This window comes from Streptomyces griseorubiginosus (assembly GCF_036345115.1).
GTDB classification, from domain to species: Bacteria; Actinomycetota; Actinomycetes; order Streptomycetales; family Streptomycetaceae; genus Streptomyces; species Streptomyces griseorubiginosus_C.
On record NZ_CP107766.1, the window covers coordinates 4,234,048 to 4,256,221 of the forward strand.

Here is a 22,174-nt window from a genome sequence, read left to right on the forward strand (position 1 = left end):
CCATGGTGTACCCGAGACGCTTCTCAGGCAAACCCACGCGCCCCAGCTTACGCCGAATGGGCTGCGCCTATGCTCGGGGTCGTGGAAAACCACTCCTTGCCCCGCACAGCTGCCTTCTTTGACCTGGACAAGACGGTCATTGCGAAGTCGAGCACCCTCACGTTCAGCAAGTCGTTCTACCAAGGCGGCCTGATCAACCGCAGGGCCGCCTTGCGGACCGCCTATGCCCAGTTCGTCTTCCTCGTCGGCGGTATGGACCACGACCAGATGGAGCGCACCCGCGAGTACCTCTCCGCGCTCGTGCGCGGCTGGAACGTCCAGCACGTCAAGGAGATCGTGGCCGAAACCCTCCATGACCTGATCGACCCGATCATCTACGACGAGGCCGCGTCCCTCATCGAGGAGCACCACACCGCCGGGCGCGACGTCGTCATCGTGTCCACGTCGGGCGCCGAGGTGGTCGAACCGATCGGCGAACTCCTGGGCGCGGACCGGGTGGTGGCCACCCGCATGGTCGTCGGCGAGGACGGCTGCTTCACCGGCGAGGTGGAGTACTACGCGTACGGCCCGACGAAGGCCGAGGCGATCAAGGAGCTGGCCGAGTCCGAGGGGTACGACCTGGAGCGCTGCTACGCCTACAGCGACTCGGCGACCGACCTGCCGATGCTCGAGGCAGTGGGCCGTCCGCACGCCGTCAACCCGGACCGCACCCTGCGCCGCGAGGCTCTCGCGCGCGGGTGGCCGATTCTCGATTTCCACCGCCCGGTACGGCTCAAGCAGCGGCTGCCCGGGTTCGCCGTACCGCCCCGTCCGGCGCTCGTGGCGGTCGCCGCGATAGGAGCGGCGGCGGCCACCGCCGGCCTCGTCTGGTACGCGAACCGGCGCCGGTCGACGGTGGCGTGAGGCGATTCAGCACATTTGGCGCCTATTTGAGGATAAAAGTAAAGAACGGCTGACGGGGGTTCCGCTTGCCCGGGTCCTGGAGTACAAAGGGGTTAACGGCCCGCGAGACCAAGGACATCCGAGAGGATCACCTTAATAACGCATTTGGCCCCACGGACCGAGCATGGACACCGAGCACCCACGCGACGTCGACCCGTCGATTACGGGCCAGCCGCACCAGGTGACGGGCAAAGTTCCCGACCTGATGGGCAACATATCGAGGACGCTTGGTAACCCGGTGAACATGCCAGCGGCGGTACGAATCCTCGTACCGCCGCAACCCTGTTCAGGGGCCCTCTGTCGAGAGGGCCTTTTCTACGCCTACGGTCACGCCGCCCCGCGCTGGAGCGCCTCGCACACCGCCGTCGACTCGCGCGCCCCCAGTTCGATCGCGTTGCCGCAGTGGGCGATCCAGGCGGCCATGCCCTCGGGGGTGCCGGAGACGTATCCGTCGAGCGCCGCCAGGTAGGCCGCGCGGCCCAGTTCGGCGTGACCGACCTCCGCCGGGCAGACCGACTTCGGGTCGAGGCCGCTGCCCACCAGGACGATCCGCGCGGCCGCCCGCGCGACCAGGCCGTTGTGGGAGACGAAGGGCCTCAGCGCGAGGAGCTCGCCCTGTACTACGGCCGCCGTGACCAGGGCGGGTGCGGTACTGCCGGCGATGATCAGCTCGGACAGCCCCTCGAGCCGACCCGAGACCTCGGCCGCGCCGGGCAGCGGCAGCTCGATGAGCGGCTCATGGACGTCCTCGCCGGCCTGACGCGGGCGCCCGACCTCGTCCTCGTCGCTCGCCGCGGCCACCAGGTGCAGCCGGGCCAGCACCCGCAGGGGCGACTGCCGCCAGATGGACAGCAGTTGGCCGGCCTCTGAGGTCAGCCGCAGGGCCGCGCCCATGACCCGCGCCTCGTCGTCGACACCGAAGTCCGAGCGCCTGCGCACCTCTTCGAGGGCCCAGTCCGCGCCGGACAGTGCGGCCGAGCCGCGGGCGCCGCGCAGGGCCGCCTCGGAGGTGATCTCGTTGCTGCGGCGCCGCATGACACGGTGCCCGTAGACCCGGTCCACGGACTTGCGCACGGACTCCACGGAATCGGCCACGCCGGGCAGCGAGCCCAGGGCCGCGAGCGGGTCGGCGGTCGCGCCTGTCGTACTCATGAGTACGACATTACGCACCCCCGCCCCGCACCCCACGATGGAGTGGTCTTCTTCACGCCCGTCTGACACATACAGCTATCGCACGACTACTCTTCGTGAACATGAAAATTGCTTTCGTCGGAAAGGGCGGCAGCGGCAAGACCACCCTGTCCTCCCTGTTCATCCGCCATCTCGCGGCCACCGGAGCACCGGTGATCGCCGTCGACGCCGACATCAACCAGCACCTGGGCCCGGCACTCGGCCTGGACGAGGCGGAGGCGGCCGCGCTGCCCGCCCTGGGCGAGCGGCTGCCATTGATCAAGGATTATCTGCGCGGTGCCAACCCGCGGATCTCCTCCGCCACCGAGATGATCAAGACCACCCCACCCGGCGAGGGCTCCCGGCTGCTGCGGGTGCGCGAGGACAACCCGGTCTACGACGCGTGCGCCCGGCCGGTGGAACTCGACGGCGACGTCGTCCGTTTGATGGTCACCGGCCCCTTCACCGACGCCGACCTGGGGGTCGCCTGCTACCACTCCAAGACCGGAGCGGTGGAGCTGTGCCTGAACCACCTGGTGGACGGGCGGGGCGAGTACGTCGTGGTGGACATGACCGCGGGCTCCGACTCCTTCGCCTCCGGCATGTTCACCCGCTTCGACATCACGTTCCTCGTCGCCGAACCGACCCGTAAGGGGGTCTCCGTCTATCGTCAGTACAAGGAGTACGCCCGCGACTACGGCGTCACGCTGAAGGTCGTCGGCAACAAGGTGCAGGGCCAGGACGATCTCGACTTCCTCCGCGCCGAAGTCGGGGACGACCTGCTGGTGACGGTGGGCCACTCCGACTGGGTGCGGGCGCTGGAGAAGGGCCGGCCGCCCCGGTTCGCGCTCCTGGAGGACGTCAACCGCCGCGCCCTGCAGCGGCTGCGGACGGCCGCCGACGCGACGTACGACCTGCGCGACCCGGAGCGCTACACCCGGCAGATGGTGCACTTCCACCTGAAGAACGCCGAGTCCTGGGGCAACGAGCGCACGGGGGCCGACCTGGCGGCGCAGGTCGACCCCTCGTTCGTGCTCGGCGAGAGCGCGGTGGCGGCGGTCTGAGACAACCGCCGGACACCTACTGCTTCTTGGCCGCCGGTGCCCCGGGCACGCCCTTCGGTGCCGGGGCCGGCCGGCCGTCCAGGAAGGCAGGCCAGCCCTCCTTCGGCGCCTCGCCGACGTTCAGGGTGCGCAGCTTCTCCAGGGTGTTCGGGTCCTGGGCGTCCAGCCAGTCGGCGAGCTGCCGGAAGGAGACGCAGCGCACGTCGGGCTTGTTGCACACCCGCTCGATGGTCTCCTCGACGGCGCGCATGTAGGTGCCGCCGTTCCAGGACTCGAAGTGGTTGCCGATGATCAGCGGGGCGCGGTTGCCGTCGTAGGCCCGGTAGAAGCCCTTGAGCAGGCCGTCGCGCATCTGGTCGCCCCAGAAGGCGTACTTGGCGGGGTCTCCCTGGGTTCTGGTGCCGGACTGGTTGACCATGAAGTTGTAGTCCATGGTGAGCTGCTCGTAGGAGTGCCCGGGAAAGGGCACGAGCTGCATCGACAAGTCCCACAGGCCCTGCTTCTTCCGGGGCCACAGCTGCTCGTTGACACCGCTGGTGTCGTAGCGGAAGCCGAGCTCGCCCGCGGCCGTCATGAAGTTCTTCTGGCCCTCCAGACAGGGGGTGCGGGCGCCGATGAGCTCCTTGTCGTAGTCGAAGGGCAGCGGGGAGGCCTTCGTCATCCCGGTGTTGGTCTTCCAGGACTTCACGAACTTCTTCGCCTGGGCGATCTCGTCCTTCCAGTCCGCCACCGACCACTCGCCGACGCCGCCGCCCTTGCCGCAGAAGTGGCCGTTGAAGTGGGTGCCGATCTCGTTGCCCTCCAGCCACGCGAGGCGCAGCTGCTTGACGGTGTCGGCGATGCCCTGTTCGTCGTTGAAGCCGATGTCGGAGCGGCCCGGGGAGTGCTGCGGCGGCCTGTACTCGGCGCGCTTGTCCTCCGGCAGCATGTACACGCCGCTGAGGAAGTACGTCATGGTCGCGTGGTTCTCCTTGGCGACCTCACGGAAGTGGGAGAACAGCTTCTGGCTGTCCTCGCCGGCGCCGTCCCAGGAGAACACCACGAACTGCGGGGGCTTCTCGCCGGGCTTGAGGCGTTCGGCTCTGGGCAGGTGCGGCTGGGCTCCGGTGTAGGCGGTGGAGCCGTCGCCGATCAGGCGGAACACCTTCTTGGGCGGCGCCTTGGCGGCCTTCGCCTTCAGCGGTCCGGCGGCTCCTCCCTCGGAGTTGTCGGTGCCGGTCGCGCAACCGGCGAGCGAGGCGGCGCAGACCGCGGCGACCACGGCTCCCGCGGCAATCCTCTGGGTGGCGGCCATTTCCGCCCACCTTCTTCCTTCTCTCGGGGCCAACGACAGCGCCGCCAAGCTCGCACGGGACTGAGAAGGAATTAGTACGACAAGCCGATGAAATTGCCACTTCACCCATGCAGGTGATTCATTAACCCATTTGCCCGGAAAGTCTATGCCTGTCCTTTACTCTGCATTACGATCCATTTACCGAGCGTTGATTCATCCCGCCGCTGCACGCCGTGACCCACGGCCGCCGACCCGACCCCCCGCCATCGACGGGGGACCACCTGTTCGCGACCGCGCTGCCCCGGAGGAGACGGGAAAAATGTCAGCCTGCGTACCCACCCGAGCCACCGACCCGAGCGACTCGCACCGCGCGAGTCACGTCCATCCACCGCACAGCCCGCCGACCCCGCCCCGCCGCTTCCGCATCGCGGGCGCCGACGTGTCGGCCTCGATCGCGGTCTTCCTGATCGCCCTGCCCCTGTCCCTCGGCATCGCCCTCGCCACCGGCGCGCCCCTGCAGGCCGGTCTCGTGGCCGCAGCCGTCGGCGGAATCGTGGCCGGCCGCCTAGGCGGCTGCCCGCTCCAGGTCAGCGGCCCCGCCGCCGGACTCACCGTGGTCACCGCCGACCTCATCCACCGCTACGGCTGGCGGACCACCTGCGCCATCACCGTCCTGGCCGGAGTGGTCCAACTCGGCCTCGGCTGCCTGCGCGTGGCCCGCACCGCGCTCGCCGTCAGCCCCGCGATCGTGCACGGCATGCTCGCCGGCATCGGCGTCACCATCGCCGTCGCGCAGCTGCACATCGTCCTCGGCGGCACCCCGCAGAGCGCCGTCCTCGACAACCTCCGCGGACTGCCCGCCCAGCTGGCGCGCGTACAGCCCGCAGCCGTGTCGGTGAGCGCGCTGACCCTGGCGCTGCTCTTCCTCTGGCCGCGCATCCCCGGCCGGACCGGACAGCTGCTGCGCCGGATCCCGGCGGCGCTCGTCGCGGTCGCCGGGGCCACCACCGCCGCCTCCCTCACCGGGCTGACCCTGCCCAAGGTCGATCTGCCCTCCTGGAGCAGTCACGCCCTGGCCGGACTGCCCGAGGGCCCCGCGCTCGGCCTGGTGGCGGCCGTGCTCACCACCACGCTGGTTTGCAGCGTGCAGTCGCTGCTCGGCGCGGTCGCCGTGGACAAGCTGGTGGCCGGACGCCCCGACCTGCTCGCCGCCGGTCCGGGAGCCCGCCGGGGGGGCCGCGTCGGCCGCTCCGACCTGGACCGCGAGCTGCTCGGACAGGGCGCCGCCAACATCGTCTCCGGCACGCTCGGCGGGCTCCCCGTCGCCGGTGTGGCGGTGCGCAGTTCGGCGAATGTCCAAGCCGGTGCCGTCAGCCGGAACTCCACGATGCTGCACGGCGTTCTCGTAGTGATCGCCGCACTGCTGATGGTCCCCGTCCTGGAGTTCATCCCGCTGGCCTCGCTCGCCGCCCTGGTGATGGCCGTCGGCATCCAGATGGTGTCCCTGAACCACATTCGTACGGTGACCCGCCACCGCGAAGTACTGGTTTACGCCGTCACCACCCTCGGCGTGGTCCTCTTCGGCGTCCTGGAGGGCGTCACCCTCGGGATCGCCATGGCCGTCGGCGTCTCCCTGCACCGCCTCACCCGCACCCGCATCACGCACCACGAACGGGAAGGAGTCCATCACGTACACGTCCGAGGCCAGTTGACGTTCCTCGCGGTGCCCCGGCTCAGCAGGGCCCTGCATCTGGTCCCCCAGGGATCCGCGGCGGTCGTGGAGTTGGACGGATCGTTCATGGACCACGCGGCCTTCGAGTCGCTCCAGGACTGGCAGAAGACGCACACCGCGCAGGGCGGCTCCGTCGAGCTGACCGGGCGTAGCCCGGGCACCCGGATCGCCGAACCGTCCGGTGCCGCCGACTGCCGCTGCCGCCCCTGGACGGCCTGGCGCAACCACCAGTGCGAGCTTCCCAACGCTGCGGCTGCTCTGACGGTGGGGTCGGCGCCGACGCCGGCCGTCCCGGGCGCCGTCTCGCCCGGCGCGCCCGGCGAGACGGGTGGGCCGGACGGAGGGGGTGGAGCGGGTAGAGCAGGTGGTCCGAGTCGAGCAAGTGGAACGACACCGACAGGTGGAACGACCGCAGCAGACGCACCGACTGAAGCAGGTGGACCGAGCGGAGCAGGCGGATCGACCGGGGCACGTGGACCGAGCGGATCGGCCGTACCCGCCGCCGGAGCCGCCGCCGGATCGGACGCACCCACCGGCCCGGGCACACCTGACGGACTTGGCGGACCCAGCGGACCTGTCGGACCCGGCGGACCGACCGGGCTCCCAGGCTCTCCGGGCCCGGGTGGGCATGAACTGGCCCGTGGCATCAGCGCGTTCCAGCGCAACACCGCGCCGATCGTGCGGGGCGAGCTGGCCCGGCTGGCGCGCGAGGGCCAGCAGCCGACCCAGCTCTTCCTCACCTGCGCCGACTCGCGGCTGGTCACCTCGATGATCACCTCCAGTGGTCCGGGCGACCTCTTCGTGGTGCGCAATGTGGGCAACCTCGTGCCGCTTCCCGGCGAGGAGAGCGGGGACGACTCGGTGGCCGCCGCGATCGAGTACGCGGTGGACGTGCTGAAGGTGCGGTCCATCACGGTGTGCGGACACTCCGGCTGCGGAGCCATGCAGGCGCTGCTCAACTCCGAGCCGGGCGGCGCCCGGACCCCGCTGAAGCGGTGGCTGCGGCACGGGCTGCCGAGCCTGGAGCGGATGGCCGACGACAGCCGCTCCTGGGTGAAGCTGGCCGGACGGGCACCCGCCGACGCGGTCGAGCAGCTCTGTCTGACCAACGTGGTGCAGCAGTTGGAGCACCTCAGCGCCCATGACTCGGTCGCCCGGGCCCTGCGGGAAGGGGAGCTGGAGCTGCACGGGATGTACTTCCACGTGGGCGAGGCGCAGGCGTACCTGCTCACCGGGACGGACGGGGACGGGCTGTTCGACCAGGTGCACGCGGCGGCGGATCTGCCGGCGTGAACCCGGCGGTGTGCGGCTCCTCCTGGCCGGGAGAGCCGCACACCACCGGACAGGCCTAGGCCCGGAACCGTTCGGGTGTCGGCTTCACCGGGACACAGGGCTTGACGTCGGCCTCGGTGGGAAAGACGTAGACCCGGTACGGCGTGTCCCTGTCGTTGCGGTTCACGAAGACCAGCACATTGCCCCGGTGCAGGGTGATCTTCCGCCCCCATTGCTGGACGAAGAGGGGTACTCGCTCCCCCCGGTCGTTCTGTCCCCAGAGCACCGTGTCGCCCGCGCAGACATAGCCGGGGCGGAGGATCTGCACGTCCGTCGCGATACCGTTCGGGACCAGCTTCCGCGCGAGTTCACGCTGGGCGTCCACGTCGATCTCCTGGTCCTTGGCGGTGAGCGTCACGCTGCCGTCGCCGTGCCGCTCCAACCCGTATGCCGCGGAACCCGCCGGAGTGCCGGGCACCGACACCACCCCGAGCACGACGGCCACGCAGGCCGCCATGACGAGAGTCAGCCTGCGCCCCGTCAGCACCCGCCGCCGTACGGCCGGCACCGGCTCGGACTCCCGCCGCTCGATCTCCCCCTTCAGCTCCGCCAACAGCCGGTCCTCGAAGGTCGTCCTCGTCGTCATGCCTCTCCCCCGGTTGCTTCCGTGACGTACGACAGTGAGGTGCCGAACGGCTCCCCGCCCGGTGACTCCGCCGACTCCCGCAGGGACTTGCGCGCCCTGTGCAGCCGTACGCGCGCCGCCACCTGGCTGATCCCCAACGCCGTCGCGGCCTCGCCGACCGTGAGGTCGTCGACCGCGACGAGTTCCAGGACGGCTCTCTCCCCCGCGGGGAGCCGTTCCAGAGCGGAGAGGGCGCGGCGGCCCGGGCTCTCCGCGTCGAGCTTGTCCTCCAGGCGGGCGATGTCGTCGGGCTCCAGCAGCCGCCGGCCGGAGATACGCCGGTCGCGGTCCGTCTCGCGGGCCACCCGCCGGCGCTCCCCCGCGACGACATTGCGGGCGATGCCGTACAGCCACGCCCGTTCACTGCCCCGGGACGCGCGGTAGGTGTGGGCCGAGTCCAGGACCGCGAGGAAGATCTCTGCGGTCAGGTCGGCCACGGATGGGGGTCCCCCCGCTCGAGCGAAGCCGAGAGTGGGGGAGGGTCCGCGACCCGCCGGGCCACGAAGGACGTCATCGCGTCCACATGGCGCCGGTAGAACTCCTCGAAGAGCTGGGGGTCGCGGGCCGCCGCCCGCGGCCCACCCCGTAACCCCTGTGTCCCATCCACCCGGGCTCCCTTCACGTACTGCGTCGATGGCGCTTCACCCGTACTTGGCCCGGGGTGTGAAAGGCGTTACACGTGCTGAACTCTGCCTGGTCGGCGTCCGTGGGTACGGATGGGCCGGCCGCCGGACTCGATGGGTTCACAGGTCTAAACCAATTGCAGGTCGGCCCTTGTCATCGCACCCCCGGTCTGATGAGCTGTGGCCTGGGACACAACGGACACCCTGGGAAAGGCAGATGCCGTGAGCAACGAAAGCCTGGCCAACCTGCTCAAGGAAGAGCGCAGGTTCGCACCCCCCGCCGACCTGGCCGCACACGCCAACGTCACAGCGGAGGCGTATGAGCAGGCCAAGGCTGACCGGCTCGGTTTCTGGGCCGAGCAAGCACGCCGACTGAGCTGGGCCAAGGAGCCGACCGAGACGCTGGACTGGTCGAACCCGCCGTTCGCGAAGTGGTTCCAGGACGGCGAGCTCAATGTGGCGTACAACTGCGTCGACCGGCATGTCGAGGCGGGCCACGGCGAACGGGTCGCCATCCACTTCGAGGGCGAGCCAGGCGACAGCCGCGCGATCACCTACGCCGAGCTCAAGGACGAGGTCTCCAAGGCGGCGAACGCGCTGCTGGAGCTGGGGGTCCAGAAGGGCGACCGGGTCGCCGTCTACATGCCGATGATCCCGGAGACCGCGGTCGCGATGCTCGCGTGCGCCCGGATCGGCGCCGCGCACTCCGTGGTCTTCGGCGGCTTCTCCGCGGACGCGCTCGCGACCCGTATCCAGGACGCCGACGCGCGCGTGGTCATCACCAGCGACGGCGGCTACCGCCGCGGCAAGCCGTCCGCGCTCAAGCCCGCCGTCGACGAGGCGGTCGCCAAGGCCGGCAACGTCGAGCACGTGCTCGTCGTACGCCGTACCGGCCAGGAGGTCGCCTGGGACGACAGCCGGGACGTGTGGTGGCACGAGGTCGTGGACCGGCAGTCGGCCGAGCACACGCCCGAGGCGTTCCACGCCGAGCAGCCGCTGTTCATCCTCTACACGTCCGGCACCACGGGTAAGCCCAAAGGCATCCTGCACACCTCCGGCGGCTACCTCACCCAGGCCGCGTACACCCACCACGCCGTCTTCGACCTCAAGCCGGAGACCGACGTCTACTGGTGCACCGCCGACGTCGGCTGGGTCACCGGGCACTCGTACATCGTCTACGGCCCGCTCGCCAACGGCGCCACCCAGGTCATGTACGAGGGCACCCCCGACACCCCGCACCAGGGCCGCTTCTGGGAGATCATCCAGAAGTACGGGGTCACCATCCTCTACACCGCCCCGACCGCCATCCGCACCTTCATGAAGTGGGGCGACGACATCCCCGCGAAGTTCGACCTCAGCAGCCTGCGGGTGCTGGGGTCGGTGGGCGAGCCGATCAACCCCGAGGCGTGGATCTGGTACCGCAAGCACATCGGCGCCGACCGGACGCCGATCGTGGACACCTGGTGGCAGACCGAGACCGGCGCGATGATGATCTCCCCGCTGCCCGGTGTCACCGCGACCAAGCCCGGCTCCGCGCAGACCCCGCTGCCCGGCATCTCCGCGACCGTCGTCGACGACGAGGCCAACGAGGTCCCGAACGGCGGGGGCGGCTACCTGGTCCTCACCGAGCCGTGGCCGTCGATGCTGCGCACCATCTGGGGTGACGACCAGCGCTTCCTGGACACGTACTGGTCGCGCTTCGAGGGCAAGTACTTCGCCGGCGACGGCGCGAAGAAGGACGACGACGGCGACATCTGGCTCCTCGGCCGCGTGGACGACGTCATGCTCGTGTCCGGCCACAACATCTCCACCACCGAGGTGGAGTCGGCGCTGGTGTCCCACCCGTCGGTCGCCGAGGCCGCCGTCGTCGGTGCCGCCGACGAGACGACCGGCCAGGCCATCGTCGCCTTCGTGATCCTGCGCGGCTCCGCGAACGCGGAGGACGAGAGCCTCGTCGCCGAGCTGCGCAACCACGTCGGCGCCACCCTCGGCCCGATCGCCAAGCCGAAGCGGATCCTGCCGGTGCAGGAGCTGCCGAAGACCCGCTCCGGCAAGATCATGCGCCGACTGCTGCGGGACGTGGCCGAGAACCGCCAGCTCGGTGACGTCACCACGCTGACGGACTCGACGGTCATGGACCTGATTCAGGCCAAGCTGCCGGCCGCGCCCAGCGAGGACTGACCCGTTCCAGAAGGGGGTGCCCGGCACGGAAACGCGCCGGGCACCCCTTTTAGGTAAGCTAAACAAAACAACGTGATCCTCAAGGTGTGCCGGGAAGTCTGGTCGGCGATCAGCCCCGCCCTGCCCATCGACCGGAGGTCACCCTCATGGCCGCGCCCACTCGCAAGGTCCTCGGACGGCTCTCCCTCCCCGAGCGGACCTTCGTCGCGAACGCGCTGCGCACCGAGACGGTCGGCGGTGTCCTGCTGCTCGCCGCCGCGATCACCGCGCTGATCTGGGCGAACGTCCCCGCGCTGGCCGACAGCTACGAGAGCGTCAGCCACCATCACCTAGGCCCCGCCGCCCTCGGACTCGACCTGTCCGTCGCCCACTGGGCCGCCGACGGCCTGCTCGCGATCTTCTTCTTCGTCGCCGGCATCGAACTCAAGCGCGAGCTCGTCGCCGGTGACCTCAAGGACCCGAGGGCGGCCGCGCTGCCCGTGGTCGCCGCCCTGTGCGGGATGGCCGTACCGGCGCTCGTCTACACGCTCACCAACCTCACCGGCGGCGGCTCCCTGTCCGGGTGGGCCGTGCCCACCGCCACCGACATCGCCTTCGCGCTCGCCGTGCTCGCCGTCATCGGCACCTGGCTGCCGAGCGCGCTGCGCGCCTTCCTGCTCACCCTCGCCGTCGTCGACGACCTCTTCGCGATCCTGATCATCGCGGTCTTCTTCACCGCCGACATCGACTTCGCCGCGCTCGGCGGCGCGGCCGCGGGCCTCGCGGTCTTCTGGGCGCTGCTGCGCAAGGGCGTGCGCGGGTGGTACGTCTACGTCCCGCTCGCGCTGGTGATCTGGGCGCTGATGTACAACAGCGGGGTGCACGCCACCATCGCGGGCGTGGCGATGGGCCTGATGCTGCGCTGCACGCGGCGCGATGACGAGGAGCACTCCCCGGGCGAGCGGATCGAGCATCTCGTACGACCGCTCTCGGCGGGCCTGGCCGTCCCCCTGTTCGCGCTCTTCAGCGCGGGCGTCTCCGTGTCCGGCGGCGCGCTCGGCGATGTGTTCACCCGGCCCGAGACGCTGGGCGTGGTCCTCGGACTGGTCCTCGGCAAGGCGATCGGCATCTTCGGCGGGACCTGGCTCACGGCCCGCTTCACCCGGGCCTCGCTCAGCGACGACCTCGAGTGGGCCGACGTGTTCGCGGTGGCGACCCTGGCCGGCATCGGGTTCACGGTGTCGCTGCTCATCGGGGAGCTCGCCTTCGACGGCGACGCCACCATGACCGACGAGGTGAAGGCCGCCGTCCTCGTCGGCTCGCTCACCGCGGCCACCCTGGCGACCGTGCTGCTGAAGCTGCGCAACGCCAAGTACCGGCGGCTGTACGAGACGGAGGAGCGCGACGAGGACCACGACGGCATCCCGGACGTCTACGAGGAGGACGACCCGGCGTACCACCTGCGCATGGCGGCCATCCACGAGCGCAAGGCCGCCGAACACCGCCGGATCGCCGAGCTCAAGAGAGCCGAGCGGCTTGCCGAAGTGACGGGCGGGGCAGGCGAGGACGACGACCGTCGGGCATGATCTGACGGGACGGTACAAAAGACACGGCATACAAAAGAGTCCCGATGAAGAGGGAGACCGCGATGAGCGCACCCGACGGCAGCCCGGTCGGCGCCGAACGCAGCATCGGCCAGCTGTTCGCCTCGGCGACGACCGAGATGTCCGCGCTGGTGCACGACGAGATCGCGCTGGCGAAGGCGCAGCTGAAGCAGGACGTCAAGCGTGGTGCCGTGAGCGGTGGCATGTTCAGCGTGGCCGGCGCGGTGCTGGTGTTCTCCCTGCCGATGCTGAACTTCGCGCTGGCGTACGGCATTCGGACCTGGAGCGACTGGAACCTCGCGGTCTGCTTCCTGCTGTCCTTCGCGGCCAACGTCCTCGTCGCGCTGGTCCTCGCGCTGGTCGGCGTGGTCTTCGCGAAGAAGGCGCAGAAGGGCAAGGGCCCGCAGAAGGTCGCTGCGTCGATGAAGGAGACGGCGGGCGTCCTCCAGAACGCCAAGCCGCACCCGCGGCCCGACAACGACAACAAGGTCCTCGAGGAGCGGGTCCGAAACACGAAGGCCATCGAGGCTGTGGCACGCTCGTCGTCATGACGGATCCCGCCGCCTCTCCGGCGCAGCAGCCCGCCTCTCTCGTACGGCCCGACGGTCCCTGGACGCACCGGGACGTGGCCGCCAACGGCGCGCGCTTCCACATCGCCGAGATGGGCGACGGACCGCTCGTGATGTTCCTGCACGGGTTCCCGCAGTTCTGGTGGACCTGGCGGCACCAGCTGGAGGCGCTCGCCGACGCCGGGTTCCGGGCCGTGGCCATGGACCTGCGCGGGGTCGGCGGCAGCGACCGCACCCCGCGCGGCTACGACCCGGCCAACCTGGCCCTAGACGTCACCGGCGTGATCCGCTCGCTCGGCGAGCCGGACGCCGCCCTGGTCGGACATGACCTGGGCGGCTATCTGGCGTGGACGGCGGCCGCGATGCGCCCCAAGCTGGTACGGCGGCTCGCGGTCTCCTCGATGCCGCATCCCCGGCGCTGGCGCTCCGCGATGCTCTCCGACGTCCGGCAGACCCGGGCCGGCTCCTACATCTGGGGGTTCCAGCGGCCCTGGATCCCCGAGCGGCAGCTGACGGCGGACGACGGCGCGCTGGTCGCCGAGCTGATCCGGGACTGGTCCGGGCCGCGCCTGCCGGACGACGCGGCGGTGGAGACGTACCGCAAGGCGATCTGCATCCCCTCGACGGCGCACTGCTCGATCGAGCCGTACCGCTGGATGGTGCGGTCGATGGCGCGGCCCGACGGCATCCAGTTCAACCGGCGCATGAAGCGGCCCGTGCGCGTGCCGACCCTCCATCTGCACGGCTCGCTCGACCCGGTGATGCGGACCAGGAGCGCGGCGGGCTCCGGGGAGTACGTCGAAGCGCCGTACCGCTGGCGGCTGTTCGACGGCCTCGGGCACTTCCCGCACGAAGAGGATCCGGTCGCTTTCTCCACCGAACTGATCAATTGGCTGAAGGATCCCGAACCCGATCGGTGACTGAAGCGTCGCGCCCGGTGTCCGGATCTGAACACCTGTCCTACGAACGGCCACTTGCCCGGCGCATAGGCCAATTGGGGGGCGTGGGGGAGGTTATCGACCTTGGGGCAGGGGCACACGTCGGGGTATGGGCTGGACGCACGACTACGGTGACGCAGCACGCAATCGACGCTCGGGCGCTGCCCTGAGCTCCCACCACCAGGGGGGTGCACCGCAACTCGCGGGCGGCACGGACCTGAGGGTGGGCATCCCGCGCATCCTGCGCCGCCGGGCCCGCTGGGTCTCGGTACGCCTGCGTCACCCCCGAGGCTGACGCGCCCCTTCCTGCGAACCCCTCAGAGCGCGCAGCTGTCGCTGTCCACCTGCTGGTTCGCGGTACGCCCCTTGGCGATGTCCTCCTGGATCTCGTCCGCGGTGAGCGCGTACCCGGTGTCGGGGTCGTCGAGCGACTTCGCGAAGACCACGCCGTACACCTTGCCCTCCGGGGTGAGCAGCGGGCCGCCGGAGTTGCCCTGGCGGACGGTCGCGTAGAGGGAGTAGACATCGCGGCTGACGGTGCCGCGGTGGTAGATGTCCGGTCCGTGGGCGTCGATGCGCCCGCGCACCCGCGCGGCGCGCACGTCGTACGAGCCGTTCTCCGGGAAGCCCGCGACGATCGCGTTGTCCCCGCTGCCGGCGTCCTCGGACGTGAACTGCAGCGCGGGCGCCTTGAGATCGGGTACGTCCAGTACGGCGATGTCGCGCTGCCAGTCGTAGAGGACGACGGTGGCGTCGTACTTCCTGCCCTCGCCGCCTATCTGGACGGTGGGCTCGTCGACCCCGCCCACCACGTGGGCGTTGGTCATGACGCGGCGGTCGCCGAAGACGAAGCCGGTGCCCTCCAGGACCTTGCCGCAGCTCTGCGCGGTGCCCATGACCTTGACGATGGAACGCTGGGAGCGGGTGGCGACCGCGCTGTTGGCGAGCTTCGGGTCGGGCGGCTGGACCTCCTTGATCGGCTCGTTGGAGAACGGGCTGAAGACCTGCGGGAAGCCGTTCTGCGCGAGGACGGAGGTGAAGTCCTTGAACCAGGTGTCGGCGCCGGAGGGCAGGGCCTCCTGCACGCCCAGCAGCACCTTGGAGCCGCGCACCTCCTTGCCGACCGTCGGCATGGTGGTCTGCGCGAGGGTGGCGCCGATCAGCCAGGCGACCAGGAGCATCGCGAGGACGTTGACGAGGGCGCCGCCGGTGGCGTCCAGGGCGCGGGCCGGGGACCAGGTGATGTAACGGCGCAGCTTGTTGCCCATGTGGGTGGTCAGGGCCTGGCCGACGGAGGCGCAGACGATGACGACGACCACTCCGACCACGGCGGCGACGGTGCCGACCTCCGCGTGGTCGGTCACCGCGTCCCAGATGACGGGCAGGGTGTAGACGGCGACGAGACCACCGCCCAGGAACCCGATCACCGACAGGATGCCGACGACGAAGCCCTGGCGATAGCCGACGATCGCGAACCACACGGCGGCGACCAGCAACAGGATGTCCAGCACGTTCACGGAGTTCACCCTGTCATGCGCGCCAGTCGAGCGGGACCTGCTTCTCCCGGTCCCAGGGGCGCTCCCAGCCCGCGAAGTGCAGCAGCCGGTCGATGATTCCGGCGGTGAACCCCCAGACAAGGGCCGATTCGACCAGGAATGCCGGTCCTCGGTGGCCGCTGGGGTGGACGGTCGTCGCACGGTTGTCCGGATCCGTGAGATCCGCCACGGGGACGGTGAAGACGCGGGCGGTCTCGTTCGGGTCGACGACACCGACCGGGCTCGGCTCGCGCCACCAGCCCAGCACCGGGGTCACCACGAAGCCGCTGACCGGGATGTACAGCTTGGGCAGCACGCCGAAGAGCTGGACACCGAGCGGGTCGAGACCGGTCTCCTCCTCGGCCTCGCGCAGGGCGGCCCTGAGCGGGCCGTCGCCCCGCGGGTCACCGTCCTCCGGGTCGAGGGCACCGCCGGGGAAGGACGGCTGCCCGGCATGCGACCTGAGGGAACTCGCCCGCTCCATGAGCAGCAGCTCGGGGCCGCGCTCGCCCTCGCCGAACAGGACCAGCACGGCCGACTGCCGGCCCGCGCCGTTCTTCGGTGGCAGGAAGCGGCTCAGCTGGAGCGGCTCGATGGTCTCCACCGCGTGCACCACCGGGTCCAGCCAGACCGGCAGCCCCTCCTTGCTGAGCGTCACGCCCTCCGTATGACTCGCCCGTGTCATCGCCACCCCCGTCGTCCTGCACCACTCAACGCCCGAGGGGCCCTAGATCGTTCCTGCCGGAGTTCACGGCCACCGGGCCACGCCTCTCCTCCCAGCCGCGTCCCGCGTCCCCTCACCCGCCGGCTCCCAGGGGCGGCGCCGGCTTTCCGCCCGCGTCCAGGTAGGCCTGCGGGGGGTTCAGGCGCTGGCCCGGGAAGCCGCCCTTCTCGTACTTGAGGAGCTTGGCCGCCTTGTCCGGGTCTGTCTCGCCCTCGCCGTAGGCCGGGCAGAGGGGGGCGATGGGGCAGGCGCCGCAGGCGGGCTTGCGGGCGTGGCAGATGCGGCGGCCGTGCCAGATGACGTGGTGCGACAGGTCGGTCCAGTCGCTCTTGGGGAAGAGCGCGGCGACGGCGGCCTCGATCTTGTCGGGATCGCTCTCGGCGGTCCACTGCCACCGCTTGACCAGCCGCTGGAAGTGCGTGTCCACGGTGATGCCGGGCCGCCCGAACGCGTTGCCGAGCACCACGAAGGCGGTCTTGCGGCCCACGCCCGGCAGCTTGACGAGGTCTTCGAGGCGCCCCGGGACCTCACCCGCGTGGTTCTCCACAAGGGCCTTCGAAAGCCCTATCACCGACTTGGTCTTGGCCCGGAAGAACCCGGTCGGGCGCAGAATCTCCTCGACCTCCTCGGGGTTCGCGGCCGCCAGGTCCTCGGGGGTGGGGTACTTCGCGAAGAGAGCCGGGGTCGTCTGATTGACCCTCAGGTCGGTGGTCTGCGCGGACAGCACGGTGGCCACGATCAGCTGGAAGGGGTTCTCGAAGTCCAACTCGGGGTGGGCGTACGGGAACACCTCCGCGAGCTCGCGGTTGATACGCCGGGCGCGGCGCACGAGGGCGGTGTGCGACTCGTTCCTCGGCGGCTTCGGCGCGACCGTCTTCGTGGCCGACGCCTTCTTCACCGAGGCCGCCGCCTTCTTGGGAGCGGCGGTCGCCCTTTCGACGGGAGCCGCCTTCTTGACGGCGGCTGCCTTCTTTGCGGGAGCCGCCTTCTTCGCCGAAGCCCTCTTCTCCACCGGAGCCTTCCCTGCCGCTTTTGCCGTTTTCTTTCCGCCCCCGGCGCCCTGTTCGCCCACAGCGGAATCTCGACGTGCAACCACCCGCCCAGCCCCCTCGGCCTGTGCTCTCACCGGCGTTTTGGACACCCGGCCAGCCTAGGGCCCGGCACTGACATCCGCCCCGGACCCCGAGGACCGGCCCCCAATTGGACCCCTGCCGCTTACCCCGGGACATGTGTGCGGCATCCTTGTGACAGATCACACTGTTTGGACCGTCCGGCAAAATGGGCACCGGGTTCCCCTGGTACCAAGGGGGAACAAGATCCCCTGAGCAGGTCGACAAGGAGAGAACTCGTGGACGACGTTCTGCGGCGCAACCCGCTCTTCGCGGCACTCGACGACGAGCAGTCCGCGGAACTGCGCGCCTCCATGAGTGAGGTGACCCTCGCGCGAGGCGACTCCCTGTTCCACGAGGGCGACCCGGGCGACCGGCTCTACGTCGTCACCGAGGGCAAGGTCAAGCTCCACCGCACCTCCCCGGACGGCCGCGAGAACATGCTCGCCGTGGTCGGCCCCGGTGAACTCATCGGCGAACTGTCCCTGTTCGACCCGGGCCCGCGCACGGCGACCGCCACCGCGCTGACCGAGGTCAAGCTGCTGGGCCTCGGCCACGGCGACCTCCAGCCCTGGCTGAACGCCCGCCCCGAGGTGGCCACCGCCCTGCTGCGCGCCGTCGCCCGCCGCCTGCGCCGCACCAACGACGCGATGTCCGACCTGGTCTTCTCGGACGTCCCCGGCCGCGTGGCCCGTGCCCTGCTCGACCTCTCCCGCCGCTTCGGCGTGCAGTCCGAGGAGGGCATCCACGTCGTCCACGACCTCACGCAGGAGGAGCTGGCCCAGCTGGTCGGCGCCTCCCGCGAGACGGTCAACAAGGCCCTCGCCGACTTCGCCCAGCGCGGCTGGCTGCGTCTGGAGGCCCGCGCGGTGATCCTCCTGGACGTCGAGAGGCTCGCCAAGCGCTCGCGCTGAGCGCGGATCGTCGTACGACATCGAAGGGCCCTGCCGCACGGCGGGGCCCTTGTCGTGCCACCGGGCGCGGACGGACGAGGACGGGCGCCGGGGCCGTAGAGGAGCCGCTGCGGGCACGGACGGACGCCGGCGCGGTGGAGGAGCCTCTACCGGTACGGATGGGCGCCGGGGCCACATGAGGCCCCGGCGGATGGCTGGGCCGCCACGGGCCGCTCCCGCAGCACCTCACACCCGCCTCAGCGCCTTCTCAGCCCACGCACAGCATATCCGGGCCATCCCACCGCCCCCGAACGCCCCCGAGGCCCATTCGGCCCCACACGGCCCGCCCAGGGCCGTAAATGAGCTGTCCCCGGGCTCGCCCCCGGGCACAGTGGCCCCATGGCCGCCGAAACCGTTCCCCCTGTCGCCTCCAGGGGACTCGACGCACAGGGCTACATCGAGCGTGAGGGATCCCTGGGACGGATCCCGCCCCCCTTCCGCCCGGTCGTCGCGGCCGCGCGGGACCGGGTGCTCGAGTTGTTCGGGTCGAGGCTGCACAGTGCGTACCTCTACGGCTCGATCCCGCGCGGCACCGCGCGCGTGGGCCGCAGCGACCTCGACCTGCTGCTCGCCCTGCGGGACGAGCCGACCGACGCGGACCGGGAGGACGTCCGGGCGCTCGGGGAGGCGCTCGACGAGGAGTTCGGGCAGATCGACGGCGTAGGGACGCTGCTGTACAGCCGGACACGGCTGCTGAGCGACCTGGAGCGGCATGACTTGGGCTGGTTCGTGGCCTGCCTCTGCACTCCCCTGCTGGGCGACGACCTGGCGGAGTACCTGCCCCGCTACCGCCCCGACTCCCTCCTGGCCCGCGAGACGAACGGCGACCTCGCCCTCCTGCTCCCCCGCTGGCGCGAGCGCGTCGGGGCGGCGGACTCCGACGACACCCGGCGCCGCCTGGTCCGCTTCATGTCCCGCCACCTGGTCCGCACCGCGTTCACCCTGGTCATGCCCCGTTGGAACGGCTGGACGAGCGACCTGGCCGAGATGGCCGAGATCTTCGCCGCGTACTACCCGGAGCGGGCCGACCAGGTACGCCGGGCGGCCGTCCTGGGCCACGCCCCGACGGCCGACACGGCCGTACTGCGGACGTACGTCGACGATCTGGGCCCCTGGCTGGCCGACGAGTACACGCGCGTGCACGGCACGAGGACCCCGAGGCCCTGACCCTCCGGACCGACAGGCCCTAGATGAGCCCGTGCTCCTCCAGGTACTCCAGCTGCGCCCGCACCGACAGCTCGGCGGCCGGCCACAGCGACCGGTCCACATCCGCGTACACGTGTTCTACGACGGCGCCGGGCGCCCGGTGTCCGTTCTCCACGGCCGTCTCGACCTGGGCGAGCCGGTGGGCGCGGTGCGCGAGATAGAACTCGACGGCACCCTGGGCGTCCTCCAGGACCGGCCCGTGGCCCGGCAGGACGGTGTGGACGCCGTCGTCGACCGTCAGGGACCTCAGGCGGCGCAGGGAGTCCAGATAGTCGCCCAGGCGGCCGTCGGGGTGGGCCACGACGGTCGTACCGCGCCCCAGGACGGTGTCACCGGTCAGAACCGCCTGATCGGCCGGGAGATGGAAGCACAGCGAGTCCGCGGTGTGCCCGGGCGTCGGTACGACCCTGAGCTCCAGCCCGCCGACCCGCACCACGTCCCCGGCCCCGAGCCCCTCGTCCCCCAGCCGCAGGGCCGGGTCCAGGGCCCGCACCTTGGTGCCGGTCAGCTCGGCGAAGCGGACGGCGCCCTCCGCGTGGTCCGGGTGGCCGTGGGTGAGCAGGGTGAGGGCGACGCGCTTCCCGGCGGCCCCGGCGGTGTCGACGACGGCCCGCAGATGCCCCTCGTCGAGCGGACCGGGGTCGACCACGACCGCCAGGTCCGAGTCCGGCTCCGACAGGATCCAGGTGTTGGTGCCGTCCAGGGTCATCGCGGAGGCGTTGGGCGCGAGGACGTTCACGGCCCGCGCGGTGGCGGAGCCCGACAGGACCCCGCCCCGCGGCTGGCCGGGAAGGGCTGCGGCGTCGGTCATACGGAGGCTCCCCCGGTCGGGATGTGCTTGGTGAACTCGTCGTGCCCCGGCCAGGAGAGCACGATCTGCCCGTCCACGAGCCGGGCCTGCGCGAGCACGGGGGTCAGGTCACGCTCGGGCGCCGCGGCGAGCGCGTCGGCGGCGGTGCCGTACGCGGCGATCTGCCGCAGTGTGGCGATGGTGGGCGGCATCATCAGCAGCTCGCCCTTGTCGTAGCCCTCCGCCGCGTCCGCGGGCCGGATCCACACGGTGCGGTCGGCCTCCGTGGAGGCGTTGCGCGTGCGCTGGCCCTCGGGGAGGGCGGCCACGAAGAACCAGGTGTCGTAGCGGCGGGACTCGAACTCAGGGGTGATCCAGCGGGTCCAGCCCCCGAGCAGATCCGACCTCAGCACCAGTCCCCGCCGCTCCAGGAACTCGGCGAAGGACAGCTCCCGGGCGACGAGGGCGGCCCGGTCGGCCTCCCACTCCGCGCCCGTGGTGTCCCCGACCACCGACTCGGCCGTCGGACCGGCCAGCAGCACCCCGGCCTCCTCGTACGTCTCCCGCACGGCCGCGCACACGATCGCCTGAGCCGCCGTCTCGTCCACGCCGAGCCTCTCGGCCCACCACGCGCGCGTGGGGCCCGCCCAGTGGATCTGGTGCTCGTCGTCCCGGGGGTCGACGCCGCCGCCGGGATACGCGTACGCGCCCCCCGCGAAGGCCATCGAGGCCCGCCTGCGCAACATGTGCACGACGGTCCCGGTCGCCGTGTCCTTCAGCAGCATCACGGTCGCGGCGCGTCTCGGCACGACCGGCACGAGGTCGCCGTCCGCGAGCGCACGGATACGCTCCGGCCAGTCCGCTGGGTACCACTGCCCGTTTGCCATGGCCGGAGGCTAACTCTTACCGGGCGGATGTTCGAGGGGGTGCCGGGTCCGGTTGTGGGGCGGGTGCGGGTGTGTTGTGGCTGGTCGCGCAGTTCCCCGCGCCCCTAGGTGGGGACGATGGACGCGCCTCAAGCCGCCGACGGCGACCCACCCACCGAACCGCACGCGCTACGCACGCCCCCACCGGACAGCGAGGGGCCGCCGCAGGCATCCAGGGGCGCGGGACTGTGTCGATATGCGGCTCCGCCGCGTGGGCGCAAAAACGCCCGCCCTCACCCACCCCGCAGACGAACTACGGCCCGACCAGCTCCACCTGAACCTCGACCTCCACCGGCGCGTCCAGCGGCAGCACCGCGACCCCCACCGCACTGCGCGCATGCACACCCTTGTCGCCGAGAACCTCCCCCAGCAACTCGCTCGCGCCGTTGATGACGCCCGGCTGCCCCGTGAAGTCCGACGCCGACGCCACGAACCCCACGACCTTCACGACACGCGCGACGAGATCCAGATCACCGGCAACCGACTTCACCGCCGCCAACGCGTTCAGCGCACACGTCCGCGCCAGCGCCTTCGCCTCCTCGGCCGTGACCTCCGCCCCCACCTTCCCGGTGACCGGAAGCTTCCCGTCGACCATCGGCAGCTGACCGGAGGTGTACACGTACACCCCGGACCGCACAGCGGGCTGATACGCGGCCAGCGGCGGCACGACCGCCGGCAGCGTCAGCCCCAGCTCCGCGAGCCGCGCCTCGACGACCCCGCTCACGCCTTCTCCCGCTTCAGGTACGCCACCAGCTGCTCGGGGTTGTTCGGCCCGGGCACGACCTGGACGAGCTCCCACCCGTCCTCACCCCAGGTGTCCAGGATCTGCTTCGTGGCATGGACGAGCAGCGGCACAGTTGCGTATTCCCACTTGGTCATGCGGCCGACTCTAGCCGCTG

Annotated in this window: 20 protein-coding genes and 1 pseudogene; 10 read left to right on the forward strand and 11 right to left on the reverse strand. The window is 70.8% G+C overall.

Going from position 1 to position 22,174, the window contains the following annotated elements; genetic code table 11:
* The first annotated feature begins 69 nt into the window (after nt 1-69).
* Complete coding sequence (locus tag OHN19_RS19110) at nt 70-903, forward strand: HAD family hydrolase (RefSeq protein ID WP_330265346.1); 834 nt, start codon at nt 70-72, stop codon at nt 901-903.
* Nucleotides 904-1,269: 366 nt separating this feature from the next.
* Here the strand turns inward: OHN19_RS19110 and OHN19_RS19115 are convergent, their stop codons facing one another.
* Nucleotides 1,270-2,094: an oxidoreductase gene (locus OHN19_RS19115; protein ID WP_330265347.1), complete on the reverse strand. Its 825-nt coding sequence runs from the start codon at nt 2,092-2,094 to the stop codon at nt 1,270-1,272.
* A gap of 101 nt (nt 2,095-2,195) precedes the next feature.
* Between OHN19_RS19115 and OHN19_RS19120 the strand changes: the two genes are divergently transcribed.
* Nucleotides 2,196-3,176, forward strand: a complete 981-nt coding sequence (locus OHN19_RS19120) for an ATP-binding protein (protein ID WP_330265348.1) — start codon at nt 2,196-2,198, stop codon at nt 3,174-3,176.
* Nucleotides 3,177-3,192: 16 nt separating this feature from the next.
* Here OHN19_RS19120 and OHN19_RS19125 read toward each other — a convergent pair whose 3' ends face one another.
* Nucleotides 3,193-4,470, reverse strand: a complete 1,278-nt coding sequence (locus OHN19_RS19125; protein WP_330265349.1) for a hypothetical protein — start codon at nt 4,468-4,470, stop codon at nt 3,193-3,195.
* A gap of 298 nt (nt 4,471-4,768) precedes the next feature.
* On the opposite strand from OHN19_RS19125, the gene OHN19_RS19130 reads away from it, so the two are divergent.
* A complete protein-coding gene (locus tag OHN19_RS19130) occupies nt 4,769-7,474 on the forward strand; it encodes a bifunctional SulP family inorganic anion transporter/carbonic anhydrase (protein WP_330265350.1) in 2,706 nt (901 codons plus the stop codon).
* Between the two features lie 55 nt (nt 7,475-7,529).
* Here OHN19_RS19130 and OHN19_RS19135 read toward each other — a convergent pair whose 3' ends face one another.
* Together OHN19_RS19135 and OHN19_RS19140 are read right to left on the reverse strand one after the other, a co-directional pair.
* Complete coding sequence (locus OHN19_RS19135) at nt 7,530-8,099, reverse strand: hypothetical protein (protein ID WP_330265351.1); 570 nt, start codon at nt 8,097-8,099, stop codon at nt 7,530-7,532.
* Nucleotides 8,096-8,745: pseudogene (locus OHN19_RS19140) on the reverse strand (RNA polymerase sigma factor). Before OHN19_RS19140 ends, OHN19_RS19135 begins: the two are co-directional and overlap by 4 nt.
* A 238-nt stretch (nt 8,746-8,983) precedes the next feature.
* Here OHN19_RS19140 and acs point away from each other — a divergent pair.
* The 5 genes from acs to OHN19_RS19165 all read left to right on the forward strand — a co-directional run bounded on the left by acs (nt 8,984) and on the right by OHN19_RS19165 (nt 14,327).
* Entirely contained in the window at nt 8,984-10,942 is a 1,959-nt protein-coding gene (gene acs, locus OHN19_RS19145; protein ID WP_330265352.1) for an acetate--CoA ligase, read from the forward strand.
* A gap of 146 nt (nt 10,943-11,088) precedes the next feature.
* The gene (gene nhaA, locus OHN19_RS19150; RefSeq protein ID WP_330265353.1) at nt 11,089-12,507 is read left to right on the forward strand and encodes a Na+/H+ antiporter NhaA; all 1,419 of its coding nucleotides are present in this window, start codon (nt 11,089-11,091) and stop codon (nt 12,505-12,507) included.
* A gap of 62 nt (nt 12,508-12,569) precedes the next feature.
* A complete protein-coding gene (locus OHN19_RS19155; protein ID WP_123765102.1) occupies nt 12,570-13,076 on the forward strand; it encodes a phage holin family protein in 507 nt (168 codons plus the stop codon).
* Nucleotides 13,073-14,014: an alpha/beta fold hydrolase gene (locus tag OHN19_RS19160; RefSeq protein ID WP_123762206.1), complete on the forward strand. Its 942-nt coding sequence runs from the start codon at nt 13,073-13,075 to the stop codon at nt 14,012-14,014. Before OHN19_RS19155 ends, OHN19_RS19160 begins: the two co-directional genes overlap by 4 nt.
* 127 nt (nt 14,015-14,141) lie before the next feature.
* Nucleotides 14,142-14,327 (forward strand): hypothetical protein, encoded by a 186-nt coding sequence (locus OHN19_RS19165; RefSeq protein ID WP_330265354.1) that lies wholly within the window; start codon nt 14,142-14,144, stop codon nt 14,325-14,327.
* A 22-nt stretch (nt 14,328-14,349) separates the two neighbouring features.
* Here the strand turns inward: OHN19_RS19165 and OHN19_RS19170 are convergent, their stop codons facing one another.
* The 3 genes from OHN19_RS19170 to nth form a co-directional block, all read right to left on the reverse strand.
* Entirely contained in the window at nt 14,350-15,549 is a 1,200-nt protein-coding gene (locus OHN19_RS19170) for a MarP family serine protease (protein ID WP_330265355.1), read from the reverse strand.
* A gap of 13 nt (nt 15,550-15,562) precedes the next feature.
* The gene (locus OHN19_RS19175; RefSeq protein ID WP_330265356.1) at nt 15,563-16,252 is read right to left on the reverse strand and encodes a CoA pyrophosphatase; all 690 of its coding nucleotides are present in this window, start codon (nt 16,250-16,252) and stop codon (nt 15,563-15,565) included.
* Between the two features lie 112 nt (nt 16,253-16,364).
* Nucleotides 16,365-17,303, reverse strand: coding sequence for an endonuclease III (gene nth, locus OHN19_RS19180; protein WP_330265357.1), 939 nt, complete (start codon nt 17,301-17,303; stop codon nt 16,365-16,367).
* A gap of 336 nt (nt 17,304-17,639) precedes the next feature.
* Between nth and OHN19_RS19185 the strand changes: the two genes are divergently transcribed.
* Nucleotides 17,640-18,314: a Crp/Fnr family transcriptional regulator gene (locus OHN19_RS19185; RefSeq protein WP_015658871.1), complete on the forward strand. Its 675-nt coding sequence runs from the start codon at nt 17,640-17,642 to the stop codon at nt 18,312-18,314.
* A 378-nt stretch (nt 18,315-18,692) separates the two neighbouring features.
* The gene (locus OHN19_RS19190; RefSeq protein WP_330265358.1) at nt 18,693-19,520 is read left to right on the forward strand and encodes a nucleotidyltransferase domain-containing protein; all 828 of its coding nucleotides are present in this window, start codon (nt 18,693-18,695) and stop codon (nt 19,518-19,520) included.
* 19 nt (nt 19,521-19,539) lie between these two features.
* On the opposite strand, the gene OHN19_RS19195 is transcribed toward OHN19_RS19190, so the two are convergent.
* The 4 genes from OHN19_RS19195 to OHN19_RS19210 all read right to left on the reverse strand — a co-directional run bounded on the left by OHN19_RS19195 (nt 19,540) and on the right by OHN19_RS19210 (nt 22,154).
* Nucleotides 19,540-20,370, reverse strand: a complete 831-nt coding sequence (locus OHN19_RS19195) for an MBL fold metallo-hydrolase (RefSeq protein ID WP_330265359.1) — start codon at nt 20,368-20,370, stop codon at nt 19,540-19,542.
* Entirely contained in the window at nt 20,367-21,236 is an 870-nt protein-coding gene (locus tag OHN19_RS19200; protein WP_330265360.1) for an NUDIX hydrolase, read from the reverse strand. Before OHN19_RS19200 ends, OHN19_RS19195 begins: the two co-directional genes overlap by 4 nt.
* A 292-nt stretch (nt 21,237-21,528) precedes the next feature.
* On the reverse strand, nt 21,529-21,999 hold the full coding sequence (locus OHN19_RS19205; RefSeq protein WP_330265361.1) for a RidA family protein: 471 nt from the start codon (nt 21,997-21,999) through the stop codon (nt 21,529-21,531).
* Nucleotides 21,996-22,154: a DUF4177 domain-containing protein gene (locus OHN19_RS19210; protein WP_003967454.1), complete on the reverse strand. Its 159-nt coding sequence runs from the start codon at nt 22,152-22,154 to the stop codon at nt 21,996-21,998. The genes OHN19_RS19205 and OHN19_RS19210 overlap by 4 nt, the downstream gene beginning before the upstream one ends.
* Between the last annotated feature and the right edge of the window lie 20 nt (nt 22,155-22,174).

Coding starts and splice junctions, on each gene's coding strand:
- OHN19_RS19110 (WP_330265346.1), top strand. CDS start 70: ATGCTCGGGGTCGTGGAAAACCACTCCTTGCCCCGCACAGCTGCCTTC.
- OHN19_RS19115 (WP_330265347.1), bottom strand. CDS start 2,094: ATGAGTACGACAGGCGCGACCGCCGACCCGCTCGCGGCCCTGGGCTCG.
- OHN19_RS19120 (WP_330265348.1), top strand. CDS start 2,196: ATGAAAATTGCTTTCGTCGGAAAGGGCGGCAGCGGCAAGACCACCCTG.
- OHN19_RS19125 (WP_330265349.1), bottom strand. CDS start 4,470: ATGGCCGCCACCCAGAGGATTGCCGCGGGAGCCGTGGTCGCCGCGGTC.
- OHN19_RS19130 (WP_330265350.1), top strand. CDS start 4,769: ATGTCAGCCTGCGTACCCACCCGAGCCACCGACCCGAGCGACTCGCAC.
- OHN19_RS19135 (WP_330265351.1), bottom strand. CDS start 8,099: ATGACGACGAGGACGACCTTCGAGGACCGGCTGTTGGCGGAGCTGAAG.
- nhaA (WP_330265353.1), top strand. CDS start 11,089: ATGGCCGCGCCCACTCGCAAGGTCCTCGGACGGCTCTCCCTCCCCGAG.
- OHN19_RS19155 (WP_123765102.1), top strand. CDS start 12,570: ATGAGCGCACCCGACGGCAGCCCGGTCGGCGCCGAACGCAGCATCGGC.
- OHN19_RS19160 (WP_123762206.1), top strand. CDS start 13,073: ATGACGGATCCCGCCGCCTCTCCGGCGCAGCAGCCCGCCTCTCTCGTA.
- OHN19_RS19165 (WP_330265354.1), top strand. CDS start 14,142: ATGGGCTGGACGCACGACTACGGTGACGCAGCACGCAATCGACGCTCG.
- OHN19_RS19175 (WP_330265356.1), bottom strand. CDS start 16,252: ATGACACGGGCGAGTCATACGGAGGGCGTGACGCTCAGCAAGGAGGGG.
- OHN19_RS19190 (WP_330265358.1), top strand. CDS start 18,693: ATGGCCGCCGAAACCGTTCCCCCTGTCGCCTCCAGGGGACTCGACGCA.
- OHN19_RS19195 (WP_330265359.1), bottom strand. CDS start 20,370: ATGACCGACGCCGCAGCCCTTCCCGGCCAGCCGCGGGGCGGGGTCCTG.
- OHN19_RS19200 (WP_330265360.1), bottom strand. CDS start 21,236: ATGGCAAACGGGCAGTGGTACCCAGCGGACTGGCCGGAGCGTATCCGT.
- OHN19_RS19210 (WP_003967454.1), bottom strand. CDS start 22,154: ATGACCAAGTGGGAATACGCAACTGTGCCGCTGCTCGTCCATGCCACG.